Source organism: Herbaspirillum sp. Her3 (genome assembly GCF_057961275.1).
This window is the reverse complement of sequence record NZ_CM176328.1, coordinates 4,127,570-4,145,226: the sequence shown is the minus strand read 5'-3', so window position 1 is coordinate 4,145,226 and position 17,657 is coordinate 4,127,570. Positions and strand designations below refer to the sequence as shown.

General features: G+C 64.1%; 16 protein-coding genes. 8 read left to right on the top strand and 8 right to left on the bottom strand.

Annotated features, from left to right (window positions below; translation table 11 throughout):
- The first annotated feature begins 102 nt into the window (after positions 1–102).
- Positions 103–1,842 (top strand): methyl-accepting chemotaxis protein, encoded by a 1,740-nt coding sequence (locus ACVC5H_RS18955; RefSeq protein ID WP_489619313.1) that lies wholly within the window; start codon positions 103–105, stop codon positions 1,840–1,842.
- 93 nt (positions 1,843–1,935) lie between these two features.
- Here the strand turns inward: ACVC5H_RS18955 and ACVC5H_RS18950 are convergent, their stop codons facing one another.
- Positions 1,936–2,955: a MerR family transcriptional regulator gene (locus ACVC5H_RS18950; RefSeq protein WP_489619312.1), complete on the bottom strand. Its 1,020-nt coding sequence runs from the start codon at positions 2,953–2,955 to the stop codon at positions 1,936–1,938.
- Between the two features lie 252 nt (positions 2,956–3,207).
- Here ACVC5H_RS18950 and ACVC5H_RS18945 point away from each other — a divergent pair, with 252 nt between their 5' ends.
- Positions 3,208–4,944, top strand: coding sequence for a methyl-accepting chemotaxis protein (locus tag ACVC5H_RS18945; RefSeq protein WP_489619311.1), 1,737 nt, complete (start codon positions 3,208–3,210; stop codon positions 4,942–4,944).
- 13 nt (positions 4,945–4,957) lie between these two features.
- Entirely contained in the window at positions 4,958–6,751 is a 1,794-nt protein-coding gene (locus tag ACVC5H_RS18940; protein ID WP_489619310.1) for a putative bifunctional diguanylate cyclase/phosphodiesterase, read from the top strand.
- A gap of 10 nt (positions 6,752–6,761) precedes the next feature.
- Here the strand turns inward: ACVC5H_RS18940 and ACVC5H_RS18935 are convergent, their stop codons facing one another.
- Positions 6,762–7,664 carry a LysR family transcriptional regulator gene (locus ACVC5H_RS18935; RefSeq protein WP_489619309.1) on the bottom strand — a complete coding sequence of 301 codons (903 nt, stop codon included), beginning with the start codon at positions 7,662–7,664 and terminating at the stop codon, positions 6,762–6,764.
- A 126-nt stretch (positions 7,665–7,790) separates the two neighbouring features.
- Between ACVC5H_RS18935 and ACVC5H_RS18930 the strand changes: the two genes are divergently transcribed.
- Positions 7,791–8,195: a DUF4260 domain-containing protein gene (locus ACVC5H_RS18930; RefSeq protein ID WP_489619308.1), complete on the top strand. Its 405-nt coding sequence runs from the start codon at positions 7,791–7,793 to the stop codon at positions 8,193–8,195.
- 86 nt (positions 8,196–8,281) lie between these two features.
- The gene (locus tag ACVC5H_RS18925; RefSeq protein ID WP_489619307.1) at positions 8,282–8,509 is read left to right on the top strand and encodes a hypothetical protein; all 228 of its coding nucleotides are present in this window, start codon (positions 8,282–8,284) and stop codon (positions 8,507–8,509) included.
- An 18-nt stretch (positions 8,510–8,527) separates the two neighbouring features.
- On the opposite strand, the gene ACVC5H_RS18920 is transcribed toward ACVC5H_RS18925, so the two are convergent.
- From ACVC5H_RS18920 to ACVC5H_RS18905, 4 genes are all read right to left on the bottom strand, one after another.
- The gene (locus tag ACVC5H_RS18920; RefSeq protein WP_489619306.1) at positions 8,528–8,845 is read right to left on the bottom strand and encodes a type II toxin-antitoxin system HicB family antitoxin; all 318 of its coding nucleotides are present in this window, start codon (positions 8,843–8,845) and stop codon (positions 8,528–8,530) included.
- Entirely contained in the window at positions 8,842–9,123 is a 282-nt protein-coding gene (locus ACVC5H_RS18915; RefSeq protein WP_489619305.1) for a type II toxin-antitoxin system HicA family toxin, read from the bottom strand. The genes ACVC5H_RS18920 and ACVC5H_RS18915 overlap by 4 nt, the downstream gene beginning before the upstream one ends.
- 83 nt (positions 9,124–9,206) lie before the next feature.
- Positions 9,207–11,912: a hybrid sensor histidine kinase/response regulator gene (locus tag ACVC5H_RS18910; protein WP_489619304.1), complete on the bottom strand. Its 2,706-nt coding sequence runs from the start codon at positions 11,910–11,912 to the stop codon at positions 9,207–9,209.
- Positions 11,913–11,921: 9 nt separating this feature from the next.
- The gene (locus ACVC5H_RS18905; protein ID WP_489619303.1) at positions 11,922–12,707 is read right to left on the bottom strand and encodes a response regulator transcription factor; all 786 of its coding nucleotides are present in this window, start codon (positions 12,705–12,707) and stop codon (positions 11,922–11,924) included.
- Between the two features lie 703 nt (positions 12,708–13,410).
- Between ACVC5H_RS18905 and ACVC5H_RS18900 the strand changes: the two genes are divergently transcribed.
- Positions 13,411–14,055 carry a response regulator transcription factor gene (locus ACVC5H_RS18900; protein WP_489619302.1) on the top strand — a complete coding sequence of 215 codons (645 nt, stop codon included), beginning with the start codon at positions 13,411–13,413 and terminating at the stop codon, positions 14,053–14,055.
- A gap of 29 nt (positions 14,056–14,084) precedes the next feature.
- Here ACVC5H_RS18900 and ACVC5H_RS18895 read toward each other — a convergent pair whose 3' ends face one another.
- Together ACVC5H_RS18895 and ACVC5H_RS18890 are read right to left on the bottom strand one after the other, a co-directional pair.
- Positions 14,085–14,669: a flavin reductase family protein gene (locus ACVC5H_RS18895; protein WP_489619301.1), complete on the bottom strand. Its 585-nt coding sequence runs from the start codon at positions 14,667–14,669 to the stop codon at positions 14,085–14,087.
- Between the two features lie 115 nt (positions 14,670–14,784).
- Positions 14,785–15,705, bottom strand: a complete 921-nt coding sequence (locus ACVC5H_RS18890) for a dihydrodipicolinate synthase family protein (RefSeq protein ID WP_489619300.1) — start codon at positions 15,703–15,705, stop codon at positions 14,785–14,787.
- A gap of 129 nt (positions 15,706–15,834) precedes the next feature.
- Between ACVC5H_RS18890 and ACVC5H_RS18885 the strand changes: the two genes are divergently transcribed.
- Positions 15,835–16,785, top strand: a complete 951-nt coding sequence (locus tag ACVC5H_RS18885) for a LysR family transcriptional regulator (protein WP_489619299.1) — start codon at positions 15,835–15,837, stop codon at positions 16,783–16,785.
- A gap of 154 nt (positions 16,786–16,939) precedes the next feature.
- Positions 16,940–17,647 carry a transcriptional regulator NanR gene (locus ACVC5H_RS18880; protein ID WP_489619298.1) on the top strand — a complete coding sequence of 236 codons (708 nt, stop codon included), beginning with the start codon at positions 16,940–16,942 and terminating at the stop codon, positions 17,645–17,647.
- Positions 17,648–17,657 lie beyond the last annotated feature (10 nt).

The following is a 17,657-nucleotide window of genomic DNA, read 5'->3' as shown; positions in this document are numbered from 1 at the left end:
TTAAATAAATCGTTTATAGTCAATTCGTTCCTGTGCCAGAGGGTGTGTCAGGACGAGGGGTTTCTTGGGATGACTCAGGTATAAATCGATCAAGGGGGCAGTATGAAAATCACGGATATCAAAATCAGCGTTCGGCTCGGCGCGTGCTTCGCGGCACTCATTGCAGTCATGTGTGTGATCGCGGCGGTCGCGGTCAACAGTCTCTGGACGGTCAGCGCCATCACCGATGAAATCGTCCGTGACCGCTATGTCAAGGTGGCGCTGGTCAATCAGATCAACGAGAAGGTGAATACCGCAGCCCGGTCTCTGCGCAATGCAATCATCACCGCCGAACCCGCAACACTGGACAAGTACCTGGAGCGCTCCCTGAGCAACACGCGTGAGGTCACCGAGCATATGGCCGATCTGGAGAAGCGTACCAATACCCCGCGCGGCAAGGAATTGATGGAAAAACTCAAGGAAGCGCGGGCCGGGTATGCCAAGCCGCGCGACAAGATCTTCGAGTTGCTGCGCCAGCAGAAAAGGGCCGAGGCATCCGATTTCCTGTTCAAGGAAGTGATTCCGGCGCAGGACAAATATTTCGCGGCACTCAAGGAGATGGTCGAATTCCAGGTGTCGCTGATGGACAAGGCAGTCGCCAGAGGGGATGACGCTTCTTCCAACGCGATCAACGTGGTGATCCTGCTGTCTTGTGTCGCCATCCTGCTTTCGGTGCTGGCTGCCGTGTTGATCACGCGTTCCATCACCCGCCCGCTCAACCAGGCCGTGCAAGTGGCCACGGCTGTGGCAGAGGGCGACCTGACGGTGCAGATCGACGCCTCGTCCAAGGATGAAACCGGCGCGCTGCTGGCTTCGCTCAAGACCATGAATGACAACCTGCATCGCATCGTGACTGAAGTGCGCCAGGGCAGCGATACCATCAACACCGCCTCCGGCGAGATCGCCACCGGCAACCTGGACCTGTCCTCGCGCACCGAGCAGCAGGCCGGCGCGCTGGAAGAAACCGCATCGGCCATGGAAGAACTGACCTCCACCGTCAAGCAGAATGCCGACAATGCCCGCCAGGCCAACACCCTGGCCGAGAGTGCCTCGCAGGTGGCGATCCAGGGTGGCAGCGTGGTCGGTGAAGTGGTGCAGACCATGAGCCAGATCAACGATGCTTCCCGCAAGATCGTCGACATCATCAGCGTCATCGATGGCATCGCCTTCCAGACCAACATCCTGGCCTTGAATGCTGCCGTGGAAGCGGCGCGGGCTGGCGAACAGGGGCGTGGCTTTGCCGTGGTGGCTTCCGAGGTGCGTACCCTGGCCCAGCGCAGTGCCGCCGCCGCCAAGGAAATCAAGACCTTGATCGATGCCTCGGTGGAGCGTGTGGAAAACGGCAGCCGCCTGGTGGCGCAGGCCGGCAGCACCATGGATGAAGTGGTGGCCAGCGTCAAGCGCGTGACCGACGTGGTGGCCGAGATCACTGCAGCCAGCGGCGAACAGAGCGATGGCATCGAACAGATCAACCAGGCCATCGTGCAGATGGATGAAGTGACCCAGCAGAATGCCGCGCTGGTGGAAGAGGCCGCTGCTGCCGCAGGATCGCTGCAGGAGCAATCGGGCCGCCTGGTGGAGACGGTCAGCATCTTCAAGCTCAATCGCCATGAGTCACGTCCGGCCGTGGCCAGCGCCGCGCCGCGTACCGTGGACGTCACGCCGCGTGCAGCAGCCCTGCCGCGCAAGCCGGCGCCCAAGGCCAGCGCGCCGGTCAAGGCCAGTTCGTCGTCCCATGTTTTGCCGCCCGCTCAGCCGGCCTTGAAGCCGGCGGCGGCCGACGGCGATTGGGAGCAGTTCTGAGAGGGTTGATGTCCCCGCAAGGGGCAGCGTGAGCAAGCAGCGCGTCCACTGGGCGCGCTGTTTTTTTGGGGGCCTCGAAGGAAGATGGCAGGCTCAGGTCAGCGTGATCCCTTTGACGCGCGCCAGCTTTTGCAAGGCCTCTTCCAGCGGCAGGCGCGCTTGTCCGGCGGCGATGCGCAATGCGCGGTGCAGCCCGGCTTCTTCCTCGGAGTCGTCCTCGCACTGGCGACTGTAGCGCTCGAAGCCGGCCAGTGCCGTCAGCAGTTCGGCCAGGTGGCGCGGGCATTCGCATTGCACGCGATCAGACTGGTCCGATACCGAAGCCAGGGCACTGTCGCTGAAGCGCGGTGCCGGTAGCCACTCTTGCTCGCTGGCGCTCTGGCTGGCTGCGGGCTCCATGCGTCTGACCAGTTCGCACAGCCATTCCACGTCGATTCCCTCCACCGTCTTGCGCACCACGCGGTGCCCGGCCTCTGTCAGGCGCGCCACCATGTCCGGCGCGCCGAAGCGATACAGGATCAGCACCGGCACCTGGATGAGGGCACTGCGCAGATGCTCCAGCCGGACGTCGAGGTCGCTCTCCAGCACGGTGCTCTCCAGCACCAGCAGGTCGCCTTCGAAGTGGTTCGGATCGAGTTCGTCCAGCGTTTCCACCGCAGTGGTGACGCGCAGTTGCCGCTCGGCCAGCGCCTGGCCGAGCGCCTTGGTGGCGATCCACGGTCCGGCCAGGGCTAGCCGCGCGGGCGGTGCGGGATGGCGCTCCATTGCGCTGGCGCCTGCTGCAGCGGCCGCGCCGCCCTCTGCCCAGAGGCCCTGCGCCAGGGCCTGCAAGTCCTGCGGAGCGAGTGCCGCCAGTTTGCCGATGCGGTGGCCGGCATCGACCAGGGACTTGATCCACGCCAGCCGCTGCAGGTCTTCCTGCGAATACAGGCGTTGGCCGCCGCCGCTGTGCTGCGACGAGGTGATGCCGTAACGATGCTCCCAGGCGCGCAGCGTTTCAACCGACATCCCCAGCTGGCGGGCTACCGCACCGGGCCGCAGCAGCGGCAGGTCGGAGAGTTCCGCCGGCTCGGTGGAGACCACGGTGGAAGAGGGAGCTTGTTTGTTTGTCATTGTTCTGTTTCCAATGAAAAATTTTTTGTAATGTACGGATATTTTTTGAATATACCTGCTCAGAGCCGTTGCAAAGTGAATTTTTACGTGCTGTACGTAAAATATCGCCGTTTGTTTTGGTGATTTTTGTCAGTATGTCACGCTTTTGCGTAAATGTGAAAACTACTTATGAAAACAAGAATCGGCGCGATCCGTGCAGGAAAGCGCCGACCCTCCCGAGAAACCTTGCAGCCTCCTCCGGAAAGAATCGTCATGAAAATATCGGACCTGAAAATCGGCACCCGCCTGTATATCGGCTTCGGATTGGTCTCCGCCATCCTCGTCATCCTGGTCAGTGTGGCCTATGCCAATTTTGCGCGGCTGGGAGTCGCCAACGACATGAACGACCACAGCTACCAGGTGCGCGCGGAGATGCAGGCCATGCTGGAGAGCCTGGTCAACATGGAGACCGGCGCACGCGGCTTCGCCCTGACCGGCAATGAGGCATCGCTTGAACCCATGCAGCAGGGCCTGGTCAGTTTCAAGGCGCACCTGGACAAAGTCCGACAGCTGACCCTCGACAACCCGGCCCAGCAGCAGCGCCTGCAGCAGGTGGCCGAGGTCGAGCAGCGCTGGCTGAGCAGCGCCATCGAACCGACCCTGGCCCTGCGCCGCGCCGTGCGCGATGGCCGTGAAGACATGGGCAAGCTGGTGGCGTTTATCCAGGCCGGCCGTGGCAAGGTGGAGATGGACAACATGCGGGCCATCTTCGCCGAGATGGATCGCACCGAAAGGGTATTGCTGCAACAGCGCAGCGAAGAGGCCGATGCGCTCGAAGCACTGACCGGCAAGATACTCATCCTGGGCGGCATCGTCTCGGTGCTGTTGTCCCTGCTGCTGGCCTGGTGGCTGGCCAACAACATCACCCGTCCGCTGGCGGTGGCCGTGAAGTTGGCGCTTCAGGTGGCCGGGGGCGACCTGAGTGCGCGCATCGAGGTGCGCTCGCGCGATGAGACCGGCGAGCTGCTGAGCGCGCTCAAGGACATGAATGCCAGCCTGGTACGCATCGTGGCCGGCGTGCGCCGGGGCACCGACATGATCGCCACGGCCTCTTCGCAGATCGCCAGCGGCAACCTGGACTTGTCCTCGCGCACCGAGCAGCAGGCCAGTTCGCTCGAAGAAACGGCCTCCTCGATGGAAGAACTGACCTCCACCGTGCAGCAGAACAGCGCCAATGCGCGCGAGGCCAACCGCATGGCGCAGGCGGCCTCCGACATCGCCAGCAGCGGCGGCGGTGTGGTCAGCCGCGTGGTCGACACGATGGAGGAGATCAACACCTCCTCGCGCAAGATCGTGGACATCATCAGCGTCATCGACGGTATCGCCTTCCAGACCAACATCCTGGCCTTGAATGCCGCCGTGGAGGCGGCCCGCGCCGGTGAGCAGGGACGCGGCTTTGCGGTGGTGGCCACCGAGGTGCGCAGCCTGGCACAGCGCTCGGCGGCCGCCGCCAAGGAAATCAAGACCTTGATCAGTGACTCGGTAGCGAAGGTCGAATCCGGTAGCGTGCTGGTCAACGAAGCCGGCGCCACCATGCGCGAGATCGTCGAGAGCGTGCAACGGGTGACCGGCATGATCAACGAGATCAGCGCCGCCGGAGAAGAACAGCGCTCCGGCATCGAGCAGGTCAGCCAGGCGGTAGGCCAGATGGACCAGGTAACGCAGCAGAATGCGGCCCTGGTGGAACAAGCCGCTGCGGCCTCGCAGGCGCTGCAGGAACAGGCGCAGGAGCTGGCGCAGGCGGTCAGCGTATTCCGCCTCGACGCCCAGGCCGCACAGGATGCGGCCATCGAGGTCGCCGCTGCGGTGCCACTGGCCAAACCAATCCTGCCCGTTCCCGTTGCACCAGCCTCCGTCAAGCCGCGCCTGGCGCCCCGCGAACCGCGTCTGGCTGCCCCTCTGTCCAGCCGGACCATGGCGGGCGCCTCCGATGAATGGGTTACTTTCTGAACGCTACCACGCCATGCATGCAGACCTCCTCCGATTGACCGCCCCGCTGGCTGAACAGGAGCACCAGCGCCTGGCCACGCTCGATACCTATTGCGTGCTCGATACCCAGCCCGACGTGCTGTGCGATCTGGTGACCGAACTCGCCGCCACACTCTTCGATACCGAGATTGCGCTGGTGTCGCTGGTGGCCGAGAACCGCCAGTGGTTCAAATCCCGGCGCGGGCTGGAGGCGGCCGGCACGCCCCGTTCGCAATCCTTCTGCAGCCACGTGATCGAGCAGGAGCGGGTCATGGTGGTGCTCGATGCCACGCAGGACGAGCGCTTCGCCGGCAACCCCCTGGTCACCGGTGAACCGGGCATCCGCTTCTACGCCGGTGCGCCGCTGCAGGCGGCCGATGGCGTGCGGCTGGGAACGCTGTGCGTGATCGGCAAGTCGCCGCGCGCGCAGTTCAGCGTGGCGGACCGCGCCACGTTGGCGCAGCTGGCCGCCATCGTGATGGCGCGGCTGGAGATCCTGCGTGTTTCCAGCTACGTCGACAGCCTGACGTCCTTGCCCAACCGCAGCCGCCTGCTGGCTGACCTGCAGGCCTTGCAGGCCGTGGGATGCGGTGCCGAATCCCTGCCGCAGCGGCTCACGGCAGTGGTGGTCGATGTCTGTGACCGGGTCTATCTGGCCGACATGATCAAGGCACTGGGATGGGATTACGCCGAGGGTTTCCTGCTGCAGGCCAAGGAGCGCCTGCGCCAGGCGCTGGGCGAGATCGCGCTCTATCGCATTGGTACCACGGCCTTCGCCTACCTGGAGCGGCGCGACCTCTGGCAGCAGCAGGCGGAGCAGGTCGAGCGCAGCTTTGCAGAGACGCTGGAGTACCAGGGCATCCCGCACCGTCTGGAAATCTCCGTGGGCATCGTGCCGCTGGCGCAATGCGCCGATCTCGACGAACTGGTGCCGTCCCTGCTGACGGCGGCCGACATGGCGCGCGAGTCCGGGGCTCTGCAATGCTGCTATGAGCAGCCGCTGGGACGCCTGCAGAAGCATTCCTTCGAACTGCTCTCGGCCATTCCGGCCGCATTGCAGTCGGCGGACCAATTGTGGCTGGAGTACCAGCCCAAGGTGGCGCTGGCCTCGGGCCAGTGCGCCGGGGTGGAGGCTTTGTTGCGCTGGCGCCATCCGGTGCATGGCGTGATTTCGCCGGCACTCTTCATTCCCCTGGCCGAGAAGACGGCGCTGATCCGCCAGGTGAGCCTGTGGGTGCTGCAGCATGGTATCGAACAAGCGGCCGCCTGGGCACGCCAGGGACGGGCCATTCCGGTGGCCATCAACGTATCGGCACGCGACTTCGACAACGACGATCTGGTGCAGACGCTGGCGGCGCAGTTGCGGCGGCATCGCATTCCGGCCAGCCTGATCGAGATCGAGTTCACCGAAAGCGCGATGAGCAAGAATCCCGAGAAACTCTACGGCAAGATCCAGGAGATCAAGCGCCTGGGTGTGAGGGTGGCCATCGATGACTTCGGGGCGGGATTCAGCAATCTCAGCTATCTCAAGAACATTCCGGCCGATTACCTGAAGATCGACCAATCCTTCATCCGCACCATGGAAAGCAATTATTCCGACCAGCAGATCGTGCCCTCGATGATCCATCTCGGCCAGAAGCTGGGATTTGCGGTGGTGGCAGAAGGCGTGGAAACCGAGAAGTGCCGACGCATCCTGCATCACCTCGGTTGCGAGTACGGCCAGGGTTATGGCATTGCACGGCCGATGTCGGCGGCCGATACCTGGGACTGGATCGCGGCACGCGACTGAGCCGCGTTCATCAACAAGCCCGTGGCGGTGTGCCCAGATAGCCGGACAGGCCGCGCGCCAGCGCTTCGAATACCTTGCTGCAGCGGGAATGGTGGCGCAGGTCTTCGTGCATCACCACCCAGGTTTCCAGCGGTACGCTGAACTGGCGCGGCAGCAGGCGGGTGAGCTGCGGCGTGCGCGCTGCCAGCGGCGCCTGGCAGATGCCGATGCCGGCGCCTGCGCGGATCAGGTTCAGCTGGGCCAGGTCGCTATCGGTGCGCAGGGATAGCCTTGCCGGATCCAGTTGCGGCCAGCGCTGCACCAGGGACCGCAGTGCCGGGCTCATGCTGTCCGGGCCGATCAGGGCGTGATGCTGCAGGTCTTCCAGCGAGCGCGGCAGGCCATAGCGCTTGAGGTAATCGCGCGAGGCATGCAGGCCGCACTCGACCGTGCCGATGCGGCGCGCGATCAGCCGCTCCTGGCGTGGCCGCACCATGCGCACGGCGATGTCGGCCTGGCGGTGCAGCAGGTCCTGCAGAGTGTTGCTGAGCACCAGTTCGATCTTCAGTTCGGGATGGCGATGCCGCAAGCCGGTCAGCATGGCCGGCAATACTTCCATGCCCATCACTTCACTGGCGGTGAGCCGGACGGTGCCGCTGATTTCCTTGCCATGATCCTGCGCACTGCGCTGTGCCGCCGCGGCGATGCTGGCCATGGCCTGGGCATGCGGCAGCAGTTCCCGCGCGGCATCGGTGGGCAACAAGCCGGTCTGCGAGCGCGTGAACAGGCGAGTTCCCAGCGAGGCTTCCAGCGCCTGGATTTGCCGTCCCAGCGTCGGCTGGGCCAGATCCAGCACCCGCGCCGCCGCCGAGAGCGAGCCTTCGTTCATGACGTGGAGGAAGGAGCGCAGGAGTGTCCAGTCGAGATTTTCCATCTTGTCGCCTTATGCGTTTTTGCATGGCTGCCAGACAGATCCATGCAATTTTCTTTGTCCGGATATTACCCGATGATGGCGCTACGTCAATCGCATTGGAGCACGGACATGATGAAAGCAGATCCCATGGCACACCGCCCCGACACCGGCGCCGTCACCGGCGGCGTGCGCTGGCTGCTCAGAGCGGAGGGCGCGCTGCTGCTGGTGGTGGCGGTGCTGGCCTATGCCCGCTGGGGCGAGGGATGGTCGTGGTTCTGCGCCGCCTTCCTGCTGCCGGACCTGGCCCTGCTCGGCTACCTGGCCGGACCCCGCACCGGGGCGCTGGCCTACAACGCCTCGCACAGCACGCTAGGCCCATTGGGGTGCCTGTTGCTGGCGGGCGCGGGTGGACCGGCACTGCTGCTGCCGCTGGCCTTGATCTGGCTGGCGCATATCGGGTTTGACCGGGCCTTGGGATATGGCCTCAAGCGCGCCGAAGGCTTTGGCGCAACCCATCTGGGGCGCGTCGGCCGGCCCGGCAAGCCCCGCTGAGCGGCCTGCAGATTGGGTGAGAGGCTTGCAGTGAGGATTGGTGAGGCGTATATTGCCGGATAGAAATATAGTTTTGGAGACTATCCGTGACAACCCGACCGGCCCCCCTCCCGTTGGCTTCGATCGCCCTGCTGGCCCTGGCGGCCTTGCTGCCCCTGGCGCTGGGGGCGTGCAGCCGCTCGCCCAAGGAGCAACTGGCGTTCCGGCATGCCGAGGAGCAGTACCAGATCAACCAGCGCAATGCCGAACTGGAACGCAACCGGCCTGAAGGTGAGGCGGCGCGGGACGATGAGCGTAGCCGGGAGCGGGACTGATCCCGAACAGGAAGTTCATCAGCGATAGAGCGCGAGGGCTTGCGCTGCCCATGCGTTCAGGCTCATGCCGCGTGCCTCTGCCATCGTCGCTGCATGAGCATGGATTTCGGGCGAGACGCGCAGCATGAACTTGCCTGAAAACGGCTTTTGCGGTGCCCGGCCTACCTTGGCGCAGGCCTCCAGATAATCATCGACCGCTTCTTCGAAAGCGGCCTTCAGCGCAGCAACGGAATCGCCGTGGAATCCGACGACATCCTGGATGCCGGCGATGCGACCGATGAAGCTTTCATCTTCGTCGCTGTATTCGATACGGGCTGCATAGCCCTTGTAGGTCATTGTTCCCATTCCCTCATTCCTTTCTCGGGGCCATATCCTGCGTTGAGCAGGAAGGTACGTGCATCGCGGATCTGATACGGTTTTGCATCCTTGGCGGGGTGCGGTCGGTGAAATGTTCCCACGACCTCTCCGATCATGAAGCGGACACGGGATCCGCGACCCTCGATAAGCTGCGCGCCAACTGCCACGAAAAGCGCTTCGATCTGACGCCACTCAAGCGAACGCGGAAGCGGGTCGCTGAAGATGGCCAGAAGCGTTCTCCGGTGCGTGCTTTTCATGGCGCGTGTTGATATCAAAAAATGATATCATAGCCGCGTCGTGTTTCCAAACAGAGCAGGCAGCGCAACTCATCATCCAGCCTTCAACTTTTTCGATGAGCAGGCTGGCACAAGGCTTCCAGTCCAGATAGATCCGCCGTCAGCACCAGTTGCCTGGCGATCGCCTCAAAGCCTGCGCATTGCGGGTGCCGCTGCAACAGGCTCTCGCACCAATCCAGCAAATCCGACACCGCGCCGATCTCGATGAGCGCCAGCGCCTGCTGCAGATCGTCTGGCGGCGGGCGCTGCAGCGGTGGTGCGGCATCATCGCTGCCTGCGACCGGCTGTTTCTCCAGCTCCAGCAGCCGACCGATGGTCTCCTGCAGTTCCAGGAAATTGACCGGCTTGAGCAGGCAGGCATCGAATTGTTCTCCTTGCTCCTCGCCCGGTTCCGGCTGCAGCGTGGCCGACAGCAGCAGCACCGGTACGCCCGGCAGATGCTGGCGCGCTGCCTGCAGCACGGCATCGCCATGCAGGCCCGGCAACTGGTAATCGGTCAGCACCAGCGCCACCGCCGGCGCATCCTGCGCGGCGATGCGGGCGATGGCACTCTCGCCGTCGGCATACAGTTCCACCGCGAAGCCGACGCTGCCGAGCTGGTCGCCCAGCAACTGGGCGATGTCGGCATGGTCTTCCACCACCAGTACCAGACGGCCCTCGCCGTCGATCAGGAGGCGTCCGCTGGCGTCTTCCGGGGCGTCGTGGCGGGCGATGTCGTGCTCGCTGCCGATGGCGGCCGGCAGGCGCAGCGTCATCGTGGTGCCCTGGCCGGGCTGGCTGGACAGGGCGACCTGGCCGCCCATCTGCTGGATCCACTGGCGCACGATGGCCAGCCCCATGCCGATGCCCGGCTGCGAGCGATCCGCATGGGCGCGCTCGAAGGGCTCGAACACGCGTTTCTGGAAATGCAGCGGGATGCCGCAGCCGGTATCGCGCACCTGCATTTCCATCACGCCCATGCCGGACTGTGCCGAGGCAGGATGCCACAGCACCTGCAGCACGATGCGGCCATCACGGGTGTACTTGGCAGCGTTGTCGAGCAGGTTGCCGAGGATGCGCCGCACGCGCCGGGCATCGAGCGTGAGCACCGGCGGCAGCGTGGGTGTGACCTGCAGGCGGAAGCCATTGTGCTGGCGTTGCGCCAGCAGCGCGGCTTCCTGGCCGATCTCCTGCAGCAGCGCGTGGACATAGACCGGTGCCGGTTGCGGCAGATCGGGACGATCACCGCGTGCGTAGTCGATCAGGTCGTTGACCATGGCCAGCATGTGGCGCGCACTGCGCACGATGATGCGGCCATGGCGCGCGCGCTCGTCGCCACCGGTCTGCAACATGTCGGCAAAGCCGAGGATGGACGTCAGCGGGGTGCGCAGGTCATGGCTGATGCGGGTCAGGAAACCGGTCTTGGCACGGTTGGCCTGATCGGCCGCTTCCAGCGCTTCGCGCAGCTCGCGCGTGCGGGCCGCCACGGCCTGTTCCAGCTTCAGTTGCTCGCGCACACGCAGGTAGAGCATGGCCCATTGCATCTGGTCATGCTTGCGGTGCAGCTCCAGCGCGCGGCCGATGATGACCACCGTGGTCAGGCACAGCAGCCCCATCTGGAACAGCGCCGCAAAATGCCAGTCCGGCAGCAGGCTGCGATCCACCAGCCCGTTGAGTTCCAACAACTTGAGCGACATGCCCAGCCAGGCCAGCGCGAAGGAGAGCGTCAGCAGCCGTGCATTTGCCAGTCCACGGTGCCAGCCATGCAGCATCGACGCCAGCCAGACCAGATAGGCCAGCCCGCCCGTCGCATTGGCCAGCGGTGCGGTGACGCGGTAATCGCCCAGCGCCGTCCAGACGATCACTGCCAGCAGCAGCGCCTGCATCACGGTATAGACGATTTTCCAGAGACGCAGCCGGTGCAGCCCGACCAGCACGTAACTCATGCGCACGTAGAGCAGGGTGGCCAGGCAGCCCAGGGTGGCCGGGGTGCGCACGATCCATGCAGCGCCCTGCGGAAACAGGTACAGCTGGAGATATCCCTGGAATGCCCAGATATACGCCAGCGCCGTCACGATCCACGCGGCCATCAACACGAAGCCGCGGTCGCGCCAGGCGATGCCCTGGATCAGCGCATAGGCCACCAGCAACAGCGACACGCCCAGCACGAAGGACTGGATTGCCAGTTCACGTCCTTCTTCCTGGCGCAATGCGGCCGGTTCCCACAGGGTGACGTTGAGGTCGATGGCCGAGTCGCCGGCGATGCGCAGCACCCACTGGCGCTGCTCGCCCGGTGCCAGCGTCAGCGGGAACAGCGGGGTGCGGCTGGTGATCTCGCGTTGCGAGAGTGGATGCAGCGTACCGGCGTAGCGCGGCGTGATTTGCTCCCATTGTCTGGAAGACTGTTCGGGTGCAAGCCAATACAGATGCACATCCTGCAGCCGCGCCGAGCCCAGTGCCAGCCAGCGCGTAACGTGCTCGCTGCCGTCATTGCGGACCTGTCCGCGCAGCCAGAAGGCGCCGGTGCTGTAGCCCTCCTGCAGCATGGGGACGTCGACGTCCTGCCACTGCCTGCTCTGCAGGGCGGTGGCCAGCCGCTCGCTGCCGCTGGCGTCGCGCAGGACCTGCAATTGTGGCGTGATGACCAGGCGGGTGGAGATGCCCGCCAGCTCGGTGGCCGCAGCCGCAGGCACGGCCAGGACCGGCGCGCTCAGCAGAGCGCACAGCAACAGCCAAGGACACAGCAGTGCTGCTGCACGCAGACATGCCATCGCAACGGGTCAGCGGCGGAACTGACTGGGCGGCATCCCGAAGCGATCACGGAAGGCCGTGGAAAAATTGGCCGTATTGCTGTAACCCAGGGCCAGCGCGATGGCGCCGATGTCGAGGGTGCTTTCGGAGAGCAGGCGGCGCGCTTCCTTCATCCGTTCTTCGCGCAGGAAGTCGAACACGGTCACCCCGGCGCAATGCTTGAAGGCACTCGACAGGCGGCGTGCATTGGTGCCCACGGCGGCGGCCAGGGCATTGAGGCCCAGCGGCTGGTCCAGCTTGTCCAGCATGAGCCGGCGTGCAGCCTGGAACAGCACCATGTCGAATGTGCTGGAACCGCCGTGTATGCCGGGCGACTGGTTGATCGGCGGCAGATCCGCATGCACGGGCGAACGCAGATGCACGCACAGGCGCAACCGTACTTCCTCGAAATCGAAGGGTTTGGTGATGTAGTCCACGGCACCGACGGTGAGGCCGTTGACTTTTTCCTCGGTGGACGCGGCGGCCGAGAGGAAGATCAGCGGAATGTTGCGCGTGGTGGAATTGGCCTTGAGCAGGCGGCAGCTGGTGAGTCCGTCGTAGACCGGCATGCGGATGTCCATCAGGATCAGGTCCGGCCGCACGGTCTGCGCCTTGCGATAACCGTCTTGACCATCCCTTGCCACATACAGCCGCGCGCCATGGCGCAGCAGGAAATCCGACAGCAGCATGCGATCTTCCTCGGCGTCGTCGACGACCAGGATGCGCTGCCCCGCCAAAGGCCCGGCGTAGGCCGGGTGTATCGATTTGTAGACCATGTTTGCCTCATCAGGAATGTGCGCGACGTTACCGCGAAATGGTGATGAGACGAAGCGAAAATAGCCGGGTGGAAAATATTTTTCCGGCCATCAAAACTATGCGGTGGAGAGGCAAAACATTGACGAGTAAATCGTCGAAAAATTTCTATAACCCAATGGGATGGACTGCTTGTGTGCTACGAATTTTTTTGCCACTGGACGCCAGGATGAGGCAAGCGCTCCGGGCGATGAGAATTTGTTTTCGTTAAAGAATGTGAGGTATGGAACTCCTCCGGGTATTGCTCCAGTGCCTGTGGGAAGGGGCTCTCTCCAGGCGCCCACAAGCGGATTCTCCGTTCTCCTACGCCAAACGTTTTTTTCTCCCGATCGGGTGCGGTGCAATGAGCTACCTTGTACAAGAGCCTGTTCACATGTGAACGCGTGTTGGACCTGCTGTGGCGCCCGATCTTGGCGCTGTGAAATATTTTTCCCTATCCCAGAAACATGCATCCGAGATGCAAAACCAGACCGGACCGGCGCCAGGATTCTTGGGCTAAATTTCTTCTCCGTCACGAGGCCATCGCACGCCCGAGTGCCAGCGCGATGCCCTGCCACGACACAACCAGAACGGACCGTCAGGGGACGGTCCACCAGGGAACAAGAACCGCTACAAGATCAGGGGAGGTCAGTCCGTATGGCCAGCATTTTGTTGATAGAAGATGTCTTGAAAAACTATCGCAACAGCAGCTTGTGCAGATTTTTGGAAGACCAGGGGCATGAAGTCTGCCGCGTGGTAGCCGATGGCGAGGAATTGCTGATGCCCGCCCAGTTGGGCGACATCGCCATCATCCACGTGGGGCAGGCCAGCGCGGCCGGTTATGCGCTGACCAGGCAGTTGCGTGCGGCCAATGCGCGCATGGGCATCCTGCTGGTGGCCGCAGAGCATGAGAGCAAGGTGGTGCGCATCGCCGGCCTGGAGCGCGGCGCCGATTTCTGCGAAGCCATGCCGCACCGGCTGGAATTGCTCAACGCCTACATCGAGGTCATGCTGCGCCGGGTGGCACCGCAAGCCTGGTCGCTCGACCTGGCCGCGCGGACCTTGCGCGCGCCCCAGCACGATGCGGTGGAAATCAATTCCCGCGAAGCGGCCTTGCTCAAGCTGCTGGCCGAGAACACGCGTCACGCGGCGGACCGCATGGCCATTGCCCATGCGTTTGGCGCCGATTGGGTCGGTTTCGACGAACGCGTGCTGGAGAAGACCGTCAGCCGCCTGCGCCGCAAATGGCGTGACAGCACCATGTACGAGCTGCCACTGCGGACCCTGCACGGCGTGGGTTACTGCTTCACGGAATCGATCCAGACCTGCTGAGACTGACCGTGCCTGCGCGGCTGGCGGCCTCAGTCCAGGCGCGCCTGGACCTGGTTGCCGGCCACCACGAACTTGCCCGCGCCCAGGTGGTGCAGGGTGTGCAGGTCGGCATTGGCGGCGGTGAAGTTCCAGTGGCCGTTCTCGAAGATGCGTACGTCGGCCGCCGCGCTGACGACTTCGCCGAACAAGGTGTCGTAGGCATCTTCGGTCTGGCCCTGCGGCAGCCAGCGGCATTCCAGCCAGGCGGCGCAGCCTTGCTCCAGGACCGGCATGCCGAGAACCGGACCGGCCGTCGCGGCGATCCGGTGCCGGGCGAACTTGTCCTCGTCGCGTCCGCTCGCGCTGCCCACTGCATAGGTCAGGTCCATCTGCGCAGCACCGGGGACGATGATGCCGAAGCTGCCCGATTGCGTGATCAGCTCGCGCGTGTAGGTGCTCTTGTCGATCACCACGGCAATGCGCGGGGGCGTGAATTCCACCGGCATCGACCAGGCCGCCGCCATGATGTTGCGGCGTGCGCCATGGGCGCTGCTGACGAGCACGGTGGGACCGTGATTGATGAGGCGGCTGGCGTGTTCCAGCGCGACAGGACGGAAATGGCTGGGGTGGGACATGGGGCCTCCTGCGGCAAAAAGGCCAAGGATGACACAGAACCCCACACCACGCGTTCCCATGAAAAACGGGAGCCGCAGCTCCCGTTGTGGATGGTATCCGGCGCTGCCGGCAGGCTTACTTGCCCCAGCTCAGGACCAGCGGGTCCAGGCGGCGCGCCACGCGCAGCAGGCCTTCGCGCACCTTGGGGTGCATCGGGGCTTGCGGATGGCGCAGCATGTCGGACTTGATCACGCCGCCTTCGAGCATGAGTGCCTTGCAGGCAGCCAGGCCGCATTGGCGGTTCTCGTAGTTGATCAGCGGCAGCCATTGCATGTAGAGCTCGGCGGCCTTTTCGGTGTCGCCGGCGAAATAGGCATCGACGATCTTGCGGATACCGTCCGGATAACCGCCGCCCGTCATGGCGCCGGTCGCACCGCCGTCCAGGTCGGGGATCAGGGTGATGGCTTCTTCGCCATCCCACGGGCCGACCACGGCGTCGCCGCCCAGTTCGATCAGCTCGCGCAGCTTGGAGGCGGCACCGGCGGTCTCGATCTTGAAGTAGGAGACGTTCTCGATCTCCTTGGCCATGCGCGCCAGGAAAGGCGCCGACAGGGGCGTGCCGGCCACCGGCGCATCCTGGATCATGATGGGGATGTCGATGGCGTCGGAGACGCGGCCATAGAATTCGTAGATCTGTTTTTCGGAGACGCGGAAGGTGGCGCCATGGTAGGGCGGCATCACCATGACCATGGCAGCACCGGCATCCTGCGCGGCACGGCTGCGCTCGGCACAGATCTGGCTGCCGAAGTGGGTGGTGGTGACGATCACCGGCACGCGGCCGGCCACGTGCTTGAGCACCGTGTCCTGCACCAGCACGCGCTCTTCGTCGGAGAGCACGAACTGTTCGGAGAAGTTGGCCAGGATGCAGATGCCATTGGAGCCGGCATCGATCATGAAGTCGATGGCGCGCTTCTGGCCTTCCAGGTCCAGCTTGCCGTCCTGGTCGAAGATGGTCGGGGCGACCGGGAATACGCCGCGGTAAATGGGGGTGCTCATGGGAGTCTCCGTGTTGGTTGTCGTGGGCCATCATGGGATGGCGGCTTGCAATGGGGCTCAATATACGTGCGGGCCGATGGGCTGTATAGTGAAGACTTTCCATCATGTGATCGCTTTTTGGAATCACCCATGAAACCCGCGCCCAGCCAGCAAAGCTTCAATAGCCTCCTGTCCCGCCTGCGCATGAAGCAGCTGCAATTGCTCATCGCCCTGGACGATCACCAGTCCCTGCACAAGGCCTCCAGCGCCCTGGCCATGACGCAATCGGCGGCCAGCAAGTCGCTGGCCGAGCTGGAATCGATGCTGGATGCGCAATTGTTCGAGCGCACCAAATCCGGCCTGATCCCCAATCAGTTCGGCCATTGCGTGATCCGCTATGCGCGGCTGATGGCCACCGACCTCGGTTCGCTGTGCGAGGAGATGGCGCAGATCCGCTCCGGACGCGGCGGACGGCTGGCCATCGGCGCGGTCATGGGGGCGCTGCCGGAACTGGTGGTGCCGGCGGTGGATGCGATGCAGCGGCGCCATCCGGCGCTGTCCATCGAGATCGTCGAAGAAACCAGCATGCAATTGCTGAGCCTGCTGGACGAAGGGCATCTGGATCTGCTGGTGGCCCGCGCCAGTGTCTCGGACAATCCCGGCAAGTACCACTACCAGCCGCTCTCGGAAGAACCGCTCTCGGTGGTGGTGTCGGCCGACCATGCGCGCCCGCGCGCCAGGCAGATGAGTCTGGCGGCGCTGGCCGGCTATCGCTGGGTCACCTATCCCAGCCACATGCCCTTGCACGCAGTGCTGGAGCGGGAGATGGACCTGGCCGGGGTGAGCATGCCGGGCAATGCGATTTCCACCGCCTCGACCTTCGTGACGGTGGCGCTGTTGCAGCAGGGCACCGACATGGTGTCGATCCTGCCCACGGCGGTGGCGGAGATGTTCGTCAAGCGCGGCATGCTCCGCATCCTGCCGGTGAAGCTGCGCTCGATGTCGCAGACCATTGGCATCGTCACGCGCAAGGGTGGGCAGTTGTCGAGCGCGGGGGAGGCGTTTGTGCGCTTGTTGCGGGAGCGGCCGATGCGCTGCTGACGCGAAGGGCGGGGCAGTATTTCTGGTGAAATCCAGTAGTGCGCATCACTGCTGCGCAACCGTGGCTCAACGGCCGCAATCACAGTCCTGGCGCGGGATTGTGGTAGAGTGCGCGTCCAACGAAACCTACAATCTGAGACGAGACAAGCCAGCCATGCCGGAACCGATACAGCGACGCAAGCTATACCAGGAAGTACTGGAGCGCCTCATGGCGCGCATCCACCAGGGCGAATTTCCGCCCGGTTCCCAGTTGCCCTCCGAACGTGACCTGATGGAGCAGTACGGGGTGGGTCGCCCGGCCGTGCGCGAAGCGCTGCAGGCCATGGAGCGCTCCGGCTTCGTGGAAATTGCCCATGGTGAACGGGCGCGCGTGGTCGATCCGACGGCCGAGCGCCTGATCGCACAGATCGCGGCAGGCGCACAGCATCTGCTGCGTACCAAGCCGGACATGTTGAAACATATGAAGGAAGCGCGCGTTTTCCTGGAAACCAGTACCGCCCGCATGGCCGCCGAGCGCGCCACCGAAGAGCAGATCGCACGCCTGCGCCAGGCCATCGCCGCGCACCGGGCCTCGATGGTCAACCTGGACGACTTCATTGAGCGCGATATGGCCTTCCATCGCGAGATTGCCGACATCAGCGGCAATCCCATCTTTCCCTCCATCGTGGAATCGATGTTCCGCTGGGCCAGCGAGTTCTACATCACGCTGGTGCGTGCCCCGGGCGCGGAGGAACTGACCCTGACCGAACACCAGCGCATCGTCGATGCGATTGCCGCGCATGATGGCGACGCCGCTGCCGAAGCGATGCGTGCGCACCTCATGCGCGCCAACGATCTGTATCGGGAGCTGGGCCAGCAGTGAGCCGGCCCGC